At 37.0% G+C, this 17,623-nt stretch carries 16 protein-coding genes and 1 pseudogene; 3 read left to right on the forward strand and 14 right to left on the reverse strand.

Annotation, left to right across the window (positions count from 1 at the left end):
- Nucleotides 1-197: 197 nt before the first annotated feature.
- The 8 genes from ACZ76X_RS24650 to dnaE all read right to left on the reverse strand — a co-directional run bounded on the left by ACZ76X_RS24650 (nt 198) and on the right by dnaE (nt 11,029).
- Nucleotides 198-587: an FxsA family protein gene (locus ACZ76X_RS24650; protein ID WP_479851973.1), complete on the reverse strand. Its 390-nt coding sequence runs from the start codon at nt 585-587 to the stop codon at nt 198-200.
- Nucleotides 588-785: 198 nt separating this feature from the next.
- On the reverse strand, nt 786-2,543 hold the full coding sequence (gene pyk / locus ACZ76X_RS24655; RefSeq protein ID WP_479851974.1) for a pyruvate kinase: 1,758 nt from the start codon (nt 2,541-2,543) through the stop codon (nt 786-788).
- 53 nt (nt 2,544-2,596) lie between these two features.
- Nucleotides 2,597-3,556: a 6-phosphofructokinase gene (gene pfkA, locus ACZ76X_RS24660; protein ID WP_000821163.1), complete on the reverse strand. Its 960-nt coding sequence runs from the start codon at nt 3,554-3,556 to the stop codon at nt 2,597-2,599.
- A gap of 128 nt (nt 3,557-3,684) precedes the next feature.
- Nucleotides 3,685-4,659, reverse strand: coding sequence for an acetyl-CoA carboxylase carboxyl transferase subunit alpha (gene accA / locus ACZ76X_RS24665; protein ID WP_479851975.1), 975 nt, complete (start codon nt 4,657-4,659; stop codon nt 3,685-3,687).
- A complete protein-coding gene (gene accD, locus ACZ76X_RS24670; protein WP_098668046.1) occupies nt 4,647-5,516 on the reverse strand; it encodes an acetyl-CoA carboxylase, carboxyltransferase subunit beta in 870 nt (289 codons plus the stop codon). Before accD ends, accA begins: the two co-directional genes overlap by 13 nt.
- Nucleotides 5,517-5,701: 185 nt before the next feature.
- Entirely contained in the window at nt 5,702-6,346 is a 645-nt protein-coding gene (locus tag ACZ76X_RS24675; protein WP_098668045.1) for a FadR/GntR family transcriptional regulator, read from the reverse strand.
- 14 nt (nt 6,347-6,360) lie between these two features.
- Nucleotides 6,361-7,569 (reverse strand): NADP-dependent malic enzyme, encoded by a 1,209-nt coding sequence (gene ystJ, locus ACZ76X_RS24680; protein WP_011199012.1) that lies wholly within the window; start codon nt 7,567-7,569, stop codon nt 6,361-6,363.
- 133 nt (nt 7,570-7,702) lie between these two features.
- Complete coding sequence (gene dnaE / locus ACZ76X_RS24685) at nt 7,703-11,029, reverse strand: DNA polymerase III subunit alpha (RefSeq protein WP_479851976.1); 3,327 nt, start codon at nt 11,027-11,029, stop codon at nt 7,703-7,705.
- Between the two features lie 42 nt (nt 11,030-11,071).
- On the opposite strand from dnaE, the gene ACZ76X_RS24690 reads away from it, so the two are divergent.
- The gene (locus ACZ76X_RS24690) at nt 11,072-11,485 is read left to right on the forward strand and encodes a YtrH family sporulation protein (protein ID WP_479851977.1); all 414 of its coding nucleotides are present in this window, start codon (nt 11,072-11,074) and stop codon (nt 11,483-11,485) included.
- Nucleotides 11,482-11,985 carry a sporulation membrane protein YtrI gene (ytrI, locus tag ACZ76X_RS24695; protein ID WP_001265736.1) on the forward strand — a complete coding sequence of 168 codons (504 nt, stop codon included), beginning with the start codon at nt 11,482-11,484 and terminating at the stop codon, nt 11,983-11,985. The genes ACZ76X_RS24690 and ytrI overlap by 4 nt, the downstream gene beginning before the upstream one ends.
- A gap of 51 nt (nt 11,986-12,036) precedes the next feature.
- Here ytrI and ACZ76X_RS24700 read toward each other — a convergent pair whose 3' ends face one another.
- Complete coding sequence (locus ACZ76X_RS24700; protein WP_479851978.1) at nt 12,037-12,969, reverse strand: DHH family phosphoesterase; 933 nt, start codon at nt 12,967-12,969, stop codon at nt 12,037-12,039.
- Nucleotides 12,970-13,129: 160 nt separating this feature from the next.
- Between ACZ76X_RS24700 and ACZ76X_RS24705 the strand changes: the two genes are divergently transcribed.
- Entirely contained in the window at nt 13,130-13,435 is a 306-nt protein-coding gene (locus tag ACZ76X_RS24705; protein WP_479851979.1) for a YtpI family protein, read from the forward strand.
- A 7-nt stretch (nt 13,436-13,442) separates the two neighbouring features.
- Here ACZ76X_RS24705 and ACZ76X_RS24710 read toward each other — a convergent pair whose 3' ends face one another.
- The 5 genes and pseudogenes from ACZ76X_RS24710 to ACZ76X_RS24730 form a co-directional block, all read right to left on the reverse strand.
- Nucleotides 13,443-13,706 (reverse strand): DUF3949 domain-containing protein, encoded by a 264-nt coding sequence (locus ACZ76X_RS24710; RefSeq protein ID WP_140392564.1) that lies wholly within the window; start codon nt 13,704-13,706, stop codon nt 13,443-13,445.
- Nucleotides 13,707-13,795: 89 nt separating this feature from the next.
- Nucleotides 13,796-13,963: pseudogene (locus ACZ76X_RS24715) on the reverse strand (phosphotransferase enzyme family protein); the annotation flags it as partial.
- Between the two features lie 10 nt (nt 13,964-13,973).
- Entirely contained in the window at nt 13,974-14,297 is a 324-nt protein-coding gene (locus ACZ76X_RS24720) for a hypothetical protein (RefSeq protein WP_479851980.1), read from the reverse strand.
- Between the two features lie 132 nt (nt 14,298-14,429).
- A complete protein-coding gene (locus tag ACZ76X_RS24725) occupies nt 14,430-15,899 on the reverse strand; it encodes an RNA-guided endonuclease InsQ/TnpB family protein (RefSeq protein WP_479851981.1) in 1,470 nt (489 codons plus the stop codon).
- A 231-nt stretch (nt 15,900-16,130) separates the two neighbouring features.
- Nucleotides 16,131-17,444 (reverse strand): DRTGG domain-containing protein, encoded by a 1,314-nt coding sequence (locus tag ACZ76X_RS24730; protein ID WP_479851982.1) that lies wholly within the window; start codon nt 17,442-17,444, stop codon nt 16,131-16,133.
- Nucleotides 17,445-17,623 lie beyond the last annotated feature (179 nt).

Below are 17,623 nucleotides of genomic sequence, written 5' to 3' on the forward strand. Positions count from 1 at the left end.
TTATTCTAAAACAGACTCATTAAAAACTACTAACTCCTCAAATTACAGATTCACTCGAAAAATATACAACAAATCAAACTTTAACCTTTAGGAATTTCACCTGCACAATCACTAAATTTTAATTAACAGACCTTTAACCACCCCTCTCATCCTTTTATAGACAAAAAAATAGTGCTTAGATTGCTATAATCTAAGCACTATTTCTGTACAATAATAGTAGAGTTCTTTCTAAACTTCCATTCTATCCACTTCATAACAAACGGCTTCAATAACCCCCTCGTCATAGGGATAACAAAGATCAAACCTATTATATCCGTTACATATCCAGGAAGCACCAAAAGAACACCTCCTATAAAGATAAAAATACCATCTAGGACCGCTCCTCCTGGCATTTCTCCTCTATTCAACTTAGATTGAATCTCTCCAAGCACTTTAAAACCTTGCCTTTTCGCTAAATACACACCTACAACACCCGTAAATACAATCATAGCGAACGTAGACCATAAACCTATTACATGACTCGATCCAATTAAGACTGTAATCTCAATCGCCGGTATTAATATAAACAAGAATAGTAACCACTTCATAGTTCTACACTCCCCTCACATACTATCACTTTAAACGCCCTCACAACGTCCATATACACCATATAAAAGCCGAATGCACTTTCTTATCAAACTTCATAATAAACAGCTTTTAAAAGCAATTTCAGACGTCTTAAGCTAGTTTCACCTCATTTTTGTGTAAAAAAAAGAGAAGGACTCCGATCCTTCTCTCCGTATTACTTATAGCACTTCCGCATGTCCATTATAAACAATTCCGCGTGCTGCATCAACTGTTACTTCTTGGCCATTTTTTAAAGTTGCTGTTACGCCGTTTACACCAACGATAACAGGAATACCGATTGATACACCTACAACAGCAGCATGGCTTGTTAAGCCGCCTTCTTCTACAACTAGAGCAGCAGCTTTTTCGATTGCAGGAATCATATCTTTATCAGTGCTTGTTGTAACAAGGATATCACCTTCGTTTACGTTCGCTACAGCTTCAGCAGCTGTTTTTGCTACAACTACTTTACCCTTTGCAGCTTTACGACCGATTCCTTGTCCTTTAGCAACTTCTTCACCAACAACGTGGATTTTCATTAAGTTTGTTGTACCAGTTTCAGCAACTGGAACGCCAGCAGTGATTACTACAGTGTCTCCAAGTCCGATTAGACCTGCATCCATACCTGTTTGAATTGCTGTATCTAACATTTCGTCAGTTGAAGCTGCACGCTTCTCAGCCATAAATGCTTGTACACCCCAAACAAGTGCAAGACGACGTCCTACTTGCTCGTCAGATGTTACAGCTACGATTGGAGATTTTGGACGGTATTTAGAGATCATTTTCGCAGTATATCCACTTTCTGTTGGAGCTACGATTGCAGCTACATCAAGAGCAAGTGCTGTATGCGCAACAGATTGGCTAATTGCATCTGTAATTGTTGGAGTGAACTCTTTAATGCGTTTTTTGAACATATCTTCATATTGTAATGATTTTTCAACACGTACTGCAATGTTAGCCATCATTGTTACTGCTTCTACTGGGTATTGTCCAGCAGCTGTTTCACCTGAAAGCATGATTGCATCTGTACCATCGAAGATTGCGTTAGCTACGTCACTTGCTTCCGCACGAGTTGGACGTGGGTTACGTTGCATAGAATCTAACATTTGTGTTGCAGTAATAACTGGCTTACCTAACACGTTACATTTTTTGATTAGACGTTTTTGTACTAATGGTACTTCTTCTGGTGGAATTTCTACACCCATATCACCACGAGCTACCATTAAGCCGTCAGAAACTTCTAAGATTGAATCGATGTTGTCGATACCCTCTTGGTTTTCGATTTTTGGTACGATTTGGATGTATTGAGCGTTATGCTCTTCTAATAATTCACGGATTTCTAATACGTCAGCTGCTTTACGTACGAATGAAGCTGCGATGAAATCAACTTTTTGCTCGATACCGAAAAGGATATCTTTTACGTCTTTTTCAGTGATACCAGGAAGCTTAATGCTTACGTTTGGTACGTTAACACCTTTTTTATTTTTTACAGTTCCGCTGTTAAGAACTTTTGTACGGATGTTTCCGTCAGCTTTTTCGATTACTTCTAGTTCGATAAGACCGTCATCGATTAGAATGCGAGAACCCGGGTTTACATCGTCATAAAGACCAGCATAAGATACAGAGAACTTCTCTGCAGTACCTAATACTTGCTCAGTAGAAATAACAACTTCTGCACCTGTTACAAGCTCAGCTTGTCCGTCTACGAAGTCGTGAGTACGGATTTCTGGACCTTTTGTATCAAGTAAGATACCAACTGTTTTACCAGTTTTCTTTGAAGCTTCACGAATGTTTTTAATACGAGCTCCATGCTCTTCATGGCTACCATGAGAGAAGTTTAAACGAGCAACGTTCATACCTGCTTCGATTAATTGCTCTAATTTTTCAATACTTTCACTAGCAGGACCTATAGTACATACAATTTTAGTTTTACGCATATTGCACCTCCGAAAATTATGAAACCGTTCCCAAATATCCGACATTACGCCGATTAGATGGATAATTCTTTAGATAATTGATACATATCTTTATCGATTGTATGCTTTTGAGCTAACGCTTCGATAATGTCATGATCAACAAGTTTGTTATCTTGAATACCTACACAACGTCCACCTTTACCAGCAATTAATAATTCAACTGCTCTTGCGCCAAGACGACTTGCTAATACACGGTCTTGTGCACTTGGTGATCCACCACGTTGTACGTGACCTAATACAGTTACGCGAGTATCAAAGTTTGTTGCTTCTTCAATGTGCTTACCGATATCAATTGCACTTCCAACACCTTCAGCGACAACGATAATACTGTGTTTTTTACCACGTTCACTACCGCGCTTCAGACGAGCGATAACATCTTCCATGTCATACTCTTCTTCTGGAATTAAGATTGTTTCCGCACCATCAGCTAAACCAGCCCATAATGCGATATCACCAGCGTGACGTCCCATTACTTCGATAACATATGTACGTTCATGAGATGTAGCTGTGTCACGAATTTTATCAATTGCATCAATAACAGTGTTTAAAGCTGTATCGAAACCAATTGTGAAGTCTGTTCCAGGGATATCATTATCGATTGTACCTGGTACACCAACACATGGGAATCCTTGTTCAGTTAATTTTTTAGCGCCTTGGTAAGAACCATCTCCACCAATAACAACAAGTCCTTCGATACCGTGTTTCTTTAATTGCTCGATACCTTTTAGTCGTACTTCTGGGTCTTTAAACTCAGGACATCTTGCTGTATATAATTTTGTACCACCGCGGTGGATAATATCGCCAACAGAACCAAGTTCTAATTTTTCAATATGACCAGAAATTAATCCAGCGTATCCATGGTAAATACCATATACTTCAATATCATGGAAAATCGCTTTACGAACAACTGCACGAATGGCAGCATTCATACCAGGTGAATCTCCACCACTTGTTAATACACCAATACGTTTCATTTGTACTCACCTCATAAAGATTATTTGCCTTATAATAAAATAACACGAAAAAATATAAAAATACAATGGAGAAGATGTGTCTTTTCATAATAAAAACGTGCATTCGCGAAGTGGAACGCACGCTTTTCTTATTTTATCCAAATGGAAGCGTTTGAAAACGAAACTTGCCCAATTTTCATATATTTTTCATAACGTTTTTCGATTAATTCATCTTTCGAAATTCCGTTTAATTGTTCAAAAGTTTTTCCAAGCATTAAATCTATATTTTCTGACTGTTTCAAAATATTACGGTGCGCTCCACCTTTTGTCTCTGGAATAATTTCATCGATTACACCTAATTCTTTCAAATCTGCTGCTGTAATTTTCATCGCTTCTGCAGCTTCCTTCGCTTTTCCTGCATCTTTCCAAAGAATTGCCGCTGCACCCTCTGGTGTAATAACAGAATAAGTGGAATTTTCTAGCATATGAATGTAATCCCCTACTCCAAGACCTAGCGCGCCACCACTACCACCTTCGCCGATAACGATACAAATAACAGGTACTGTTAATCCTGCCATTTCAAATAAATTGCGGGCGATAGCTTCACTTTGACCACGTTCTTCAGCAGCTTTACCAGGATAAGCTCCTTTCGTATCAATAAAGCAAATAATGGGACGATTAAACTTCTCCGCCTGCTTCATTAAACGTAATGCTTTTCGATATCCTTCTGGATGAGGCATTCCAAAATTACGGCGAATATTTTCTTTTGTATCTTTTCCGCGTTGATGCCCAATTACAGTTACAGGCATCCCTTTATACTTCGCAATGCCGCCGACAATCGCTGCATCATCGCCAAATAGACGATCTCCATGACATTCAAAAAAATCAGTAAATAAGTGCTCAATATAATCGAGCGTTGTCGGTCGTTCCGCATGACGAGCAATTTGAACACGGTCCCATACTTTCATATTGCCGTATATATCTTCCTCTAAATTTTCTAGCTTTTCTTCCAAAATACGAATCTCCTCACTGAAGTCCATCTGGCTGTTTTTCGTATAGTCTTTCAGTTCACGAATCTTATTTCTTAGCTCAACAACTGGTTTCTCAAATTCTAGCTCTGCCATACAGCCATTCCCCCTCCTTGATGAACTTCCAAAATCTTGCGAAGCGATTCTCTCATATCATCACGATGTACCACCGCATCTAATTGACCATGTTCTAATAAGAATTCTGCCGTTTGGAAATCTTCCGGTAGTTTCTCACGCACGGTTTGTTCAATTACACGTCTACCAGCAAATCCGATCAGTGCCCCTGGTTCTGCAAGATTATAATCACCAAGTGAAGCGAAACTCGCTGAAACCCCGCCCGTCGTCGGATGAGTCATAACAGAAATAAATAATCCTCCTGCATTACTATGCTTTTTCAAAGCTACGCTTGTTTTTGCCATTTGCATTAAACTTAATATCCCTTCTTGCATACGGGCACCACCCGAAGCAGTAAAGATAATAAATGGAACTTGTAAGTCGTATGCCTTTTCAACCGCACGGGCAATTTTTTCTCCTACAACAGAGCCCATGCTCCCCATTCGAAAACGAGAATCCATTACTGCAACAACAACAAGCATGTCATCAATTGTTCCTTCACCAGTTACAACCGCTTCGTTTAATTCAGTCTTCTTACGATCGCTCTCTAGTTTCTCTTCATACCCTGGAAACTCGAGTGGATTTAACGAAACCATTTCTTTGTCATACTCACGGAATGACCCCTCGTCCAATATACTATCAAGACGTTCCCATGCATTCATAGGATGATGATATCCACAATTCACACATACTTTTAAATTTTTTAGAAGCTCTTTCGTATACATGATTTTTTTACATTTCGGACATTTTGTCATAACGCCATCTGGTACGTCTTTTCGTACTTGTTCTGAAGGTATTGCAGCGTACTTTTTCTTTTTCACGAATAAATCTCTTAGCACAATTTGACCCCCTTCGTTGAGAGCTAAGGTTAGCGTAAGAAGAAAATTGGGCTAACACCAAAGTTTGATGTTAGCCTTATCTTCTCAATCTGTCTAATAACCTCACTCTTTACGTTTAACTTTAACCGCTACGCGATAGAATGTTTGTCATAACGTGTCATGGTCATTTCGACAAATTTTATACATTACGAGTGAAACTGTATATTCTCTACTAATTCATCGTAAATTTTTAGTGCATCATTTTCTTGTTTTTCTTCCAAAGTAGCGTAAAGCTTTCTATACATATCGATAGAATCTCCTGAAACTTTACAAGAAAGAGTTGCTACGTAATCATTTACGATCATCCAAATGCGATATAGTAAATAATTATCGACTTGTTCAATAAGTGTTTTAAAGAACGTTTGATGAAGCATAGGAATTGAGTTTTCATTTTCTTCAAGCACTTGATGTAATTTGCTTAGCACTTTAGAAAACGTTTCTTTCGGTAAATTACATACAATTCGAATCATATCTTTCTCAAGCAATCGTTTCGTTTGTAATAAATCACGAATTGTTTTCTCATCTTGCAGCAAGAACGGAGCAATTAATTGTACAAGACCGTTATCGTAAAAGTTTCGAATAAACGTCCCTTCACCACGTCTCGTTTCAATTAATCCTACTAGTTCTAAAGCACGCAATGCCTCTCTTACAGAAGAACGCCCTACATTTAAACGTGAACTTAACTCACGCTCAGACGGCAAACGATCTCCCGCTACCAATCCATCTTCTTCCATAATGGAACGGATTTTCTTTACAATTTCGAGATATACTTTTGTATTTGATGATGTCAATGGAAATTCCTCGCTTATTCTTTACCAATCAGCGCTAATTGTTTTGTTTTCTCAGCAACTTCATTTGGATCTACCTGACGGCGAGCTACTCCTGTCTCCATTGCAGCTTTCGCAACGTAAGCTGCTACTTGAGGCGCTACACGCGCGTCAAACGGTGCCGGAATGATATAGTCTGCATTTAACTCATCTTCTGCTACAAGCTCAGCAATAGCTTGTACAGCTGCCATCTTCATTTCTTCGTTAATTTGTGTCGCATGTACGTCAAGTGCACCGCGGAAAATACCAGGGAACGCTAGTACATTATTTACTTGGTTTGCGAAGTCAGAACGACCTGTTCCAACAACAGCTGCGCCCGCTGCTTTTGCCAATTCTGGCATAATTTCTGGAACTGGATTCGCCATTGCAAAAATAATTGCATCGTCATTCATTGTACGAACCATTTCTTCTGTTAATGCACCTTCTGCAGATACACCAATGAATACGTCCGCACCTTGTACAACATCAGCTAAAGAACCTTCGATACGATTCTTATTTGTATATTTTGCAACTTCATCCTTCACCGGATTCATACCTGTAGGACGACCTTCATAGATTGCCCCTTTACGGTCACACATAATAATGTCGCGTACACCATAGCGATATAAAAGTTTAATAATTGCAATACCTGCTGCACCTGCGCCATTTGCGACAACTTTAATGTCAGACATTTTCTTTCCAACTAGTTTTAGCGCGTTCACAAGACCTGCTACTGTTACGATAGCTGTTCCGTGTTGATCATCATGGAAGATAGGAATATTTGTTTCTTTTTTCAAACGTTCTTCAATAATGAAGCAGTTTGGTGCTGCGATATCCTCTAAGTTAACGCCGCCAAAAGTTGGCTCCATTAATTTTACAGTTTCAACAATTTTATCTACATCGTTTGTATTTAAGGCAATTGGGAATGCATCTACACCAGCAAAGCTCTTGAACAATACAGCTTTACCTTCCATTACTGGAAGAGATGCTTCAGGTCCAATGTTACCAAGACCAAGTACAGCCGTTCCATCAGTCACAACTGCTACCATATTTCCCTTCATCGTATATTCATATACCTTACTTTTATCGTCATAAATTTCCTTACAAGGTTCTGCAACCCCTGGAGAATATGCAAGACTTAAATCTTTTGCATTTTCTACTTTTACTTTTGATACAGTTTCTAATTTTCCTTGATGCACTTTATGCATGTGAAGTGCTTCTTCACGAAGTGTTGACAAACTATCCACTCTCCTCAAATTATTCTTGCTGATATCAATTTCTCCAAGTGGTCTGACCACGAACACTACTACTATAATAATCGAAGTGTAGGGAAATTGTCCATTATATTTTCACAACTACATTTTCTTCCCCGACAATTTCACGAAGTGCTCCTAAACATTCTTCACTTGGATGGATCGATAAACTCCGAGATAATTGTACCATTTTATGTTCCTTTTCATAATAAATTAGTACTTTCGCAAAACCCGAATAGTCAAACAATATTTTAGTAACCTGATTTAACAGCTTTTTTTCATATTGAGACGGCAATTTCACGTAAACTGATGCGTCTTTCTTTTCTTCATACACATCCATTTCTTCTAACGGATATAGCCCATTTACTATCCATTGCAACTTATGATTTCTAAGCTCAATCATGCCATCAACTAAAACAATTGCTCCTTCTTGTAACCTATCTGAGAAATGTATATACGTCTCGGGGAAAAGAACTGCTTCCATTTCATCATTTTGATCACAAAAGGTAATAAACGCCATCTTCTGCAACTTTTTCGTACGAATCACTCTTACGCTTGTTATATACACGATAGCTCTTTGTACCTTTTTCTTATGCCGCATCGCCTGAGCGAGAGATGGAATTTCTAATTCTTTCGCTAACTTCACATACTGCGCTGTCGGATAGCTCGATAAATAAAAACCTAGTGCTTCCTTTTCTTTATTTAACTGTTCAATAAAAGAAAGCTCTTCTCCTTGTACGTATTTTGATTTTGGAACAGCATCTCCTAAATCACGTGCAAGATTTGCGTATTCTACCGCCCCTTTAAGACTTTTCCACAAATTCGTTCTCGAAACACCAAAATCGTCAAAACATCCAGACCAGACAAACGCCTCTAAATTTCGCTCTGTCACAAATTTTGATGGCATGCGAAGACAAAATTCAAATAAATCTTCAAACATTTTTTTCTCTCGTTCTTCGAGTAATGCTGTCACTGTAGCCATTCCGATGTTTCGAATGGAAAGTAGACTGTAACGTATTGCATTGCCTTCTATTTGGAAATTATAACCACTTTTCTGAAGAGATGGCGGCAAAACATGAAAACCTTTTCGCTTCGTTTCTCGTATATACTGCACAATCTTATCTTCATTTCCAATTGCACTCGATAATAGTGCCGTCATAAATTCCAGCGTATAATTCGCTTTTAAGTAGGCAAGCTGATATCCAATCATACTGTAGGCTACTGCGTGACTTCGGTTAAAACCGTAATTCGCAAATCTTACAATTAAATCGTAAATTTTCTCAGCAGATGTCTCGTCATAACCATTTTGTAAACAACCTTGTACAAAATGCTTACGTTCCTGATCCAAAATATCACGATTTTTTTTACTCACTGCACGGCGTAATAAATCTGCTTCTCCAAGCGAGAATCCCGCTAACTTTGACGCAATTTGCATAATTTGTTCTTGGTATACAATTACACCGTATGTTCTTTCTAGAATTGGCTTTAAGTCCGGATGTAAATATTCAATTTTTCTTTTTCCGTGCTTTGATTCAATAAAGGTCGGAATTTGTTCCATCGGTCCTGGTCTATATAACGAGTTAACAGCGACAATATCTTCAAATTCATTCGGTTTTAACCCGCGAAGTACATTTCGCATACCACCTGATTCAAGCTGGAATACACCTGTTGTATCCCCTTTACCTAACAATTGAAACGTCTTTTCATCTTGAAGTGGTAAATTTCTTATATCGATTTGTGTCCCCGTCTTTTTCACGATAAACTTTATAATATTTTCGAGTAACGTTAAATTACGTAATCCTAAAAAGTCCATCTTGAGCAAACCAAGCTCTTCTAATACATCAGCTGGGTATTGCGTAACATACACATCGTTATGCCCTTCTTGAATTGCAACACTTCCGGTTAACGGCTCTTGGCTCATAATAACGCCAGCTGCATGAATAGACGTATGGCGCGGTAAGCCTTCTACACGCTTTGCAATTTCAAACACACGCTCATGCAGAAGGTTTCCTTGTATAAACTCACGGAGTGATTGCGATTCCTCATATGCATCTTTTAACGTTATACCGAGCTTTGATGGGATAAGTTTTGAGAATATGTCAATATCTCGCGGTGGAAGCCCCATTACACGCGCAATATCTCTAATTGCTGCTTTCGCTGCCAATGTTCCGAACGTTACAATTTGAGCAACACGAAGCTGACCATATTTATCTTTCACATATCGAATCATCTCATCGCGTCTTATATCCGGAAAATCAATATCAATATCTGGAAGCGTCACACGTTCAGGGTTTAAAAATCTTTCAAATAATAGATCGTATTCAATTGGATCAATATCTGTAATTTCTAATACGTAAGAAACGAGTGAGCCAGCCGCGGACCCACGGCCTGGTCCTGTTAAAATATGATTTTCATGCGCGTACTTCATAAAATCCCAAACAATAAGGAAATAATCACTAAACCCCATACTAGAAATCACGTTTAATTCATGATTCAAACGCTTTATATGTACTTCTTTCGGCGTACCATAACGTTTCTGCAATCCTTCTTCACAAACGCGGCGTAAATACATATCATTCGTCTCATTAGCTGGAACAGGGAATTTCGGTAATTGATTTACATGAAACGGTATTTCTACTTTGCAACGTTCTGCAATTGCTACTGTGTTATAAATCGCTTCTTCTACGTGAGAAAATAGTGCTTCCATTTCATCTGATGATTTTAAATAATATTGATCTGTTTTCAGCCTCGGCCTATCTGGATCCGTCATTTTCGTTCCACTTTCAACAGATAATAAGCATTCATGAACAAGTGCGTCACTTTGATTGATGTAGCGTACATCGTTTGTTGCAACGACTGGAACATGTATCCTACTCATAAATTCAGGTAATTTCTCTTGCAGAAGCAGTTCATCTTGAATTGCATGATGCTGTAAACTCATATAAAAATTGCCGAACATATTTTGATATGCACGAGCTACTTCTTCAGCCTGACTCTCTTTGTCTTCTAATAATAATTGTTCAATTTCCCCATCTTTACCTGGTGAAATGGCAATTAATCCTTTCGCATAATGGGCAAGCCACTTTTTCGGAATACCTTCTTTTGACTTCGTCATAATGCTACTAGAAATCTTTAATAAATTTTGATACCCGATTTCATTTTCCGCAAGTAAAACAAGCGGATAAGATTTTTCTTCTTCTTCACTAAAAATAGAAGCTGTTAAGCCGATGATAGGATGTATGCCATATTTCTTACACGCTTTATAAAACGGAATAACGCCATACATAACATTTTCATCCGTAATAGCAAGTGATGAAAAACCAAGCTCTTTCGCCCTGACTACAAGCTCATCAATTTTACAAGCACTTTTTAATAAACTAAAAACGGTTTGACATTGTAAATGCACAAACTTCACTGTTGTACCCTCTCTTTACCTATTTGACTACTTTTATTATAGGTGAAGAGGAAAGCGGAAATCAAAACATACTTCTTACACTTTGTCCATATATATGAAGAAGAAAGGGGAATGACGATGGATGTAAGAGAACATACTTTTTTCTCTCTGCTTATTATTAGTTACTTTATTGCCTTTGGGGTTATACTTGGTGGTTCATTAATTGGTGGATTTGGTGCATTTCTTATCGGAAAACCAACTCTAACTTACATTAATCAATTCGCCCAAAATTTAAGAATTTGGGCACTCGTTGCAGCGATTGGCGGAACATTTGATACTTTTTATAGCTTTGAAAGAAGTTTCTTTGGCGGAGATATGAAAGATATCGTAAAACAAATTCTCCTTATTTTTTTCGCAACGGGTGGTATGCAAACGGGTCTTATTATTATTAAATGGCTAACGCAGGAACATGTATGAGAGTACCAAGTGCCAATACAGCAAAAAGATGGTATTTAGTTTTAGCTGGTGCTGCTGTTGGAGGCGTGTTGAGCTGGTTTATCTTTTTGTACATATACGGTGTTTTTCAAGAAGAACAAGCTAGTAAAATAGCAGAACAAAGAGAAATTATAGAAAAACAAGAAGCAAAGCTCCACGTCCTTCTCGAAGATCAAGAAAAATTGAATACTGAAAATAAACGGCTCTTAACCATTCAAGAGATTAAAATAAAACTTATAAATCGAGAAAAATACGATTTAGACAACCTTACACTTGAAAATATGACCACATCTATCCATAATGACCTCCAACATCTTTTAACGAAAAACATTCAAAGTATAGCCAAAAATAAAGACCTACTCAAAAAGGTAATTGAAAACAAAACGTACAAACATTACGATCGGCTATACCGTTTCAAAGTCGATACGATATCTTTTGATACAGTGCTTGAAATTAGTATTACGATAGAGAAAGAAAAATAAAGAAGGAGGGCTTTAGCGCCGCTCCTTCTTTTTGTTCTACTATATAATCTCTTATCTACACAGCTCACGTAAATCAGCAAAAAGACGATCCGCTTCTTCCCAAGAAGATGCTTTTGCACCAGAAGCCATCGGATGCCCTCCGCCATTATATTGCATTGCTAATTTATTTATTACTGGTCCTTTTGAGCGAAGACGAACACGAATCACATCGTCTTCCTCTAAAAATAGAACCCACGCCTTTAATCCATCAATATTACCAAGTGCTCCAACAACGCCTGATGCCTCAGAAGGAAGTACATCAAACTTTTCTAATACTTCTTTCGTTAATTTAATGTAAGCTGCTCCTTCTTCTACCATCGTAAAGTTTTGTAAAATATAGCCGTTTAAACGAGCAATCTTTTCTTTCGTCTTATACATTTCGTTGTATAAATCTGTGAATTTCACATCCATATCAACAAGCTCACTCACGTAACGAAGTGTTTTCGCTGTTGTATTCGGGAATAAGAAACGACCTGTATCCCCAACAATACCCGCTAAAATAAGACGAGCTGCTTCTTTTGTTATCCGTAATCCTTTATCTTTTCCATACGTATAAAACTCATAAATCATTTCACTTGTAGAACTTGCTGTCGTATCTACCCACGTAATATCTCCGTATGGATCTTCATTCGGATGATGGTCAATTTTAATTAACATCTTCCCTTTTGCATAGCGTTGATCATCAACACGTTCTTGGTTCGCAGTATCACATACGATAACAAGTGCATTTTCATATACACTATCCTCAATATCATCCATTACTCGTAAATATGCTAGGGACGGTTCATTATACCCAACCGTATAAATATTTTTCTCTGGAAACGATTCTTGTAGAATTGTACCAAGACCGCCCTGTGAACCTAACGCATCTGGATCTGGACGCACATGACGGTGAATAATAATTGTATCAAACTCTTTAATGGCTCTTAAAATTTGCTCATGCATATGTATAATCTCCTTTTTACTCATCTTCTTCACTTTATCTTTCATTATAACGGAAAGTATTTCATACATGCGAACAATTGCTTTATAATAAAAGTTAGAAAGTTTAGATATTTCATTTTTCTCCACTATTATTTTTCATAAAACGATGGGAGTGTGCATTATGCCAGTATTAGTCTTCTTTATTATCGTCTCATTTATGTTGTATCTCTTCTACAAAACAAAATACTTTCGTACAAACCGCCCAATGGAGAAAGGTTGGCTCTCTGGAAAATCCGCAATGGCACTCGGTTCATTCGTCTTATTCTTCGGGATAAACCAATTCTTTTTAGAACTTTCAACCGCTCGTATTATCGTTGGTATTTTATTTGTTCTATTTGGTAGTGCAAGTGTATTTAATGGATTTCGCCAATATAAACATTTCTTACCATTGGCAGTTGAAGAGGCTGAATCTTATGAAGCAACATAAAAAAGCATCAATATTGTGATGCTTTTTTACGTCCTCTAACTTTTAAAATCATATATGCAACAAAAGCAGAAGGGATATTGAATGGGTTGCCTTGCACATGAAGGTGTAATTGTTCTTCCCCAAAAGACATTTTTTCATATAGCTCTCGCTGAGATAATCCTGTTTTTTTCTTTTTTTCATGCAAACCTTGTAAGTATAAATATTGAATCGGTATCATCACAAGAAAGTAAAATAGTGCGATACTACCAAAAAAGAGTACTGTTGATGACATAATGCATACCACCTTCCAGAAATCCATTTTCTTACAATTCAATTATAACATAGTCTAGAATCTAAATGAATTAATATTCTGTTTTTTCATCAAGCGATTGTCTCTCCACATAATTCCTCTTCCACATACCGAATATATCGGCGAATAAAATTCCCAGGATTCTTTTTAATAGGTTCAATATCAAGTCTTAATGGAATTTTCCCTGCCATATAGAAGATTCTTGAGGCAGTCCCAAGTCGAATAGATGCTTCCGAAATACATATCCTTCTATTTTTTCACTTCTCTACCTGAACTCTTGCGTAGCTTAAATAATAATTTCAAAACCAAATAAAACAAAATAAAATTAACAAAAAAGCCTAATGGATTAAAAGAAATTTCCCATCCACCATAATAAATGAAATTTTCTGCTGGTATACCAAAGTACAGAAAATCACTCTTCTTTTCTCCAATTATAGGAATAACGGAACAAATAATAGCAAAAACCAAACTTACCACATACAATTTCTTTTTATTTGCATCCATTCTTCTATGTGTTAACACATGAAAAGTTATTGCAAATACTACCCCCAAAAAGAGAACTATTACTCCCATGCGACACCTCCACAATTATTGTTCAAGCATCTTCAAGTGATTGCGTGTCCCTATCTTATAAATATGAAACAGAACGTGATGAACACTCCCCCACTTAGCGAAGCTTGAAGTGGGGGTTTCTAACGTTTCGACCTAACGGACGATTAACGTCAGGGGAGTTAACACATTAGCGAGCTTTTTCACGCCTAACCCCTCTATCCCATTTGTCCATGCATTTGGGATTACTTTTCGTAAAATGTTAGCCGCAGCATTTACATCTGCATTAATTAAAGTTTTATTTGCTGAACGATATATGCCGCGCTTTATTCGTTTTCCTGAAAAAGTTGTATTTTGGTCATTTTCTCCATACGTTGGAATGAAGTCGTTATCCAGAAAACTTGCTTTCGATGTATATGATTCTTCAATTACAACAACTTGAATGCCTACAGCATTTGCTTTGTATGTAATCATTTGAATCAGTAAATTATGTGGGATATGACAAAACGATTGGTTATTTCTTTTTCCCATATGCGTTTCTTGTTTCCAACTTTTGTTTTGACCAATAACGACTTTACAAACTTCTTCTTCTTGAGCTAGTTTTACGATATGGTGACTAACTTTATGGAAGACGTCTTTTATTTTCAAGTAACGTTTTTGATGAAGTTTTTGTATCCTTTTAGAAGTAAAGGGTCCTTCATTCGTTTGTTTTCCATTTCTAAGAATGCTTGTAAAATGACTCTTCATTTTGTTGTAATATTGATTTATGCTTTTGACATGTTTGCCCTTAACAAGGACAGGTTTCATACCTGTGTTTGTTACGATGGTTGCAAGGTTATCAATCCCTAAATCAATACTCATATAACGAGCATTCTCTTCAATCATTTGTTGTTCAGAAGGAACATCAATTACCAATTCCACTACATATTCATTGTATTTTGGAATAACACGAACTTGTTTCAGTTTACCTTCAGTGAAACCTAGTTTCCCAATATTTAATTGTAATTTCGTCTTTGGAAACTTTAAAAATCTACCGTTTTTAATGATACAATCTTGATTTGTATACAGAATCTCTTTTTCAGAAGAACGAATATACTTTGGAATCCTAGGCGTTCCAGCATATTTGTTTGGATTCTTTTTATAGTCTTTTAAACTAGCAAAAAAAGATTTCCAATTTTGGAACAAACCTTTCATGATTGACTGGCTACATTGCGTAGGCAAAGCTCGATAATCATTTTGAATCATAGCCTTAAATAGTGCATCTAGAAAGTTGTAATCTACATAAGGTTTTTCAAAATTAGGTTCTGAAAACAAATTACATGTAATCTCTTTCTGTTCTTCTTTAGGCTTTAATTTCTCTTTTTCCAATTTCTTCTGATAGGCAAGACGTTGTGTGTCATTCATCTTACCAATATTTTTATGAATATTGTCCAGAACTTCTTTTTGCAAAGGCTGCAACTCTTTTTCTTGTGTTAATCCAGTGTACACCTGGCGTATATAAAAGTTTGTGGTGTTGTACATATTCTTAGCGTTATGACAAGATTCTTGAAAATAAGAATACATACGATGCCCTTTTTTAATCCAAATTTGAAGAGTTTTATAGCTTGATGGATTTTTCTTTGTCATTTTATTCACCTCCTTGTTAAGGATATTATAGCAAAAAGAGAACGTACGTTTCCTGTTTTTTTCTTGAAAATAAAATATTTCTTTCGATTCACCCCACCACCTTCACTTACGTTTAGAGGCGGGAGTCCTCTCGAAAGGCGTGATAGATTCAGTTGCTAACTAAATTTTAAAAGTCCCTACTATAGCGTTCTAAAAAAAATGGAACAAACCAAAGCGGCTTGCTCCATCTTTTTATTTATCAATTAACTGCACCATAAGTAGTGCTTTTCCAACAACATTACCCTCATGATGTACTTCTACATCAACTTTACCAAATTTACGTCCAATTTCTAATACTTTCGGATGAACCGATACAACATTGTCAATTTGAACTGGTTTTACGAAATAAATTGTTAAGTTCTCAACAATTAAATCACTCTTCTTTTGCGCACGAATAACGCGATTCGTTGCTTCCGTCACAATCGTTGCAAATACACCGTAAGATAACGTTCCAATTGAATTCGTCATTTGTGGCGTCACTGAAAATTGATATAAATGTTCATTTTTCGCTTCTTTCGGCGTCATGAATTGATTCGTAACAATATCATCAATTGTTTCACCGACTTGTGGTTGACGCTGAATCATTTGCAACGCCTGAAGTACATCTTGACGGCTAATAATACCTTGCAGTTTATTTCCTTCATCAACAACAGGAAGTAACTCAATACCTTCCCACACCATCATACGGGCCGCAGCTGCGACAGACATTTTTCCATTTACCGTAATTGGATGCTTTGTCATTACTTTATCAATCGGTGTTTCTTTCGCAACACCAATCATATCTTTTGAAGTTACAATACCTAATACCTTTTTATTCTCATCAACAATCGGATACCTTCCGTGCATCGTCTCTTCGTTATACGCATGCCATTGTTGCACTGTATCATTTGGTTTTAAATATAGTGTCTCTTCAATTGGCGTTAAAATATCTTCAACGAGTACAATTTCTTTCTTAATAAGCTGATCGTAAATCGCACGGTTAATTAACGTTGCAACTGTAAATGTATCGTAACCACTTGAAATAATCGGCAGTTTTAATTCATCTGCTAATTTCTTCACATGATCTTCCGTATCAAATCCGCCCGTAATTAACACCGCAGCTCCGGCTTCTAGCGCTAATTGATGTGCGTTCGTACGGTTACCGATAATCAGTAAGTTTCCTGCTTCTGTATAGCGCATCATCGCTTCTAATTTCATTGCTCCGATTACGAATTTATTTAACGTTTTATGTAGTCCTTCTCTGCCCCCAAGTACTTGACCATCGACAATGTTAACGACTTCTGCGTATGTCAGTTTTTCAATATTTTCTTTCTTCTTTTGTTCAATTCGAATTGTTCCGACACGTTCAATCGTACTAACATATCCTTTATTTTCTGCATCTTTAATTGCACGGTAAGCTGTCCCTTCACTTACGCTCAAATCTTTCGCAATTTGCCTTACAGAAATTTTATGGCCTACTGGCAGGCTATTAATATGTTCTAAAATTTGGTTATGCTTGGTAGCCAAATGGTTTCACCATACTTTCTTTTCCCTAAATTCTTCATGTGTTGTATTTTCAGTATACTATATTTTCAAAACTGTTACACTCTCTCTTTGTATATCTGTACTATTTTTTTTATAACAAAATACGCCTTACATTACACTGCTTCTTCCATTACAACAATGTAATGGTATTGTCATCTCGT

The organism is Bacillus sp. BC05(2025), assembly GCF_056725905.1.

Bases quoted from the DNA above. Each gene is read 5' to 3' on its own strand.
- ystJ (WP_011199012.1), bottom strand. From the start codon at position 7,569: ATGCATAAAGTGCATCAAGGAAAATTAGAAACTGTATCAAAAGTAAAA.
- ytrI (WP_001265736.1), top strand. From the start codon at position 11,482: ATGAGAGTACCAAGTGCCAATACAGCAAAAAGATGGTATTTAGTTTTA.
- ACZ76X_RS24725 (WP_479851981.1), bottom strand. From the start codon at position 15,899: ATGACAAAGAAAAATCCATCAAGCTATAAAACTCTTCAAATTTGGATT.
- ACZ76X_RS24705 (WP_479851979.1), top strand. From the start codon at position 13,130: ATGCCAGTATTAGTCTTCTTTATTATCGTCTCATTTATGTTGTATCTC.
- pfkA (WP_000821163.1), bottom strand. From the start codon at position 3,556: ATGAAACGTATTGGTGTATTAACAAGTGGTGGAGATTCACCTGGTATG.
- accA (WP_479851975.1), bottom strand. From the start codon at position 4,659: ATGGCAGAGCTAGAATTTGAGAAACCAGTTGTTGAGCTAAGAAATAAG.
- pyk (WP_479851974.1), bottom strand. From the start codon at position 2,543: ATGCGTAAAACTAAAATTGTATGTACTATAGGTCCTGCTAGTGAAAGT.
- ACZ76X_RS24720 (WP_479851980.1), bottom strand. From the start codon at position 14,297: ATGGGAGTAATAGTTCTCTTTTTGGGGGTAGTATTTGCAATAACTTTT.
- ACZ76X_RS24650 (WP_479851973.1), bottom strand. From the start codon at position 587: ATGAAGTGGTTACTATTCTTGTTTATATTAATACCGGCGATTGAGATT.
- ACZ76X_RS24700 (WP_479851978.1), bottom strand. From the start codon at position 12,969: ATGCATGAGCAAATTTTAAGAGCCATTAAAGAGTTTGATACAATTATT.
- ACZ76X_RS24710 (WP_140392564.1), bottom strand. From the start codon at position 13,706: ATGTCATCAACAGTACTCTTTTTTGGTAGTATCGCACTATTTTACTTT.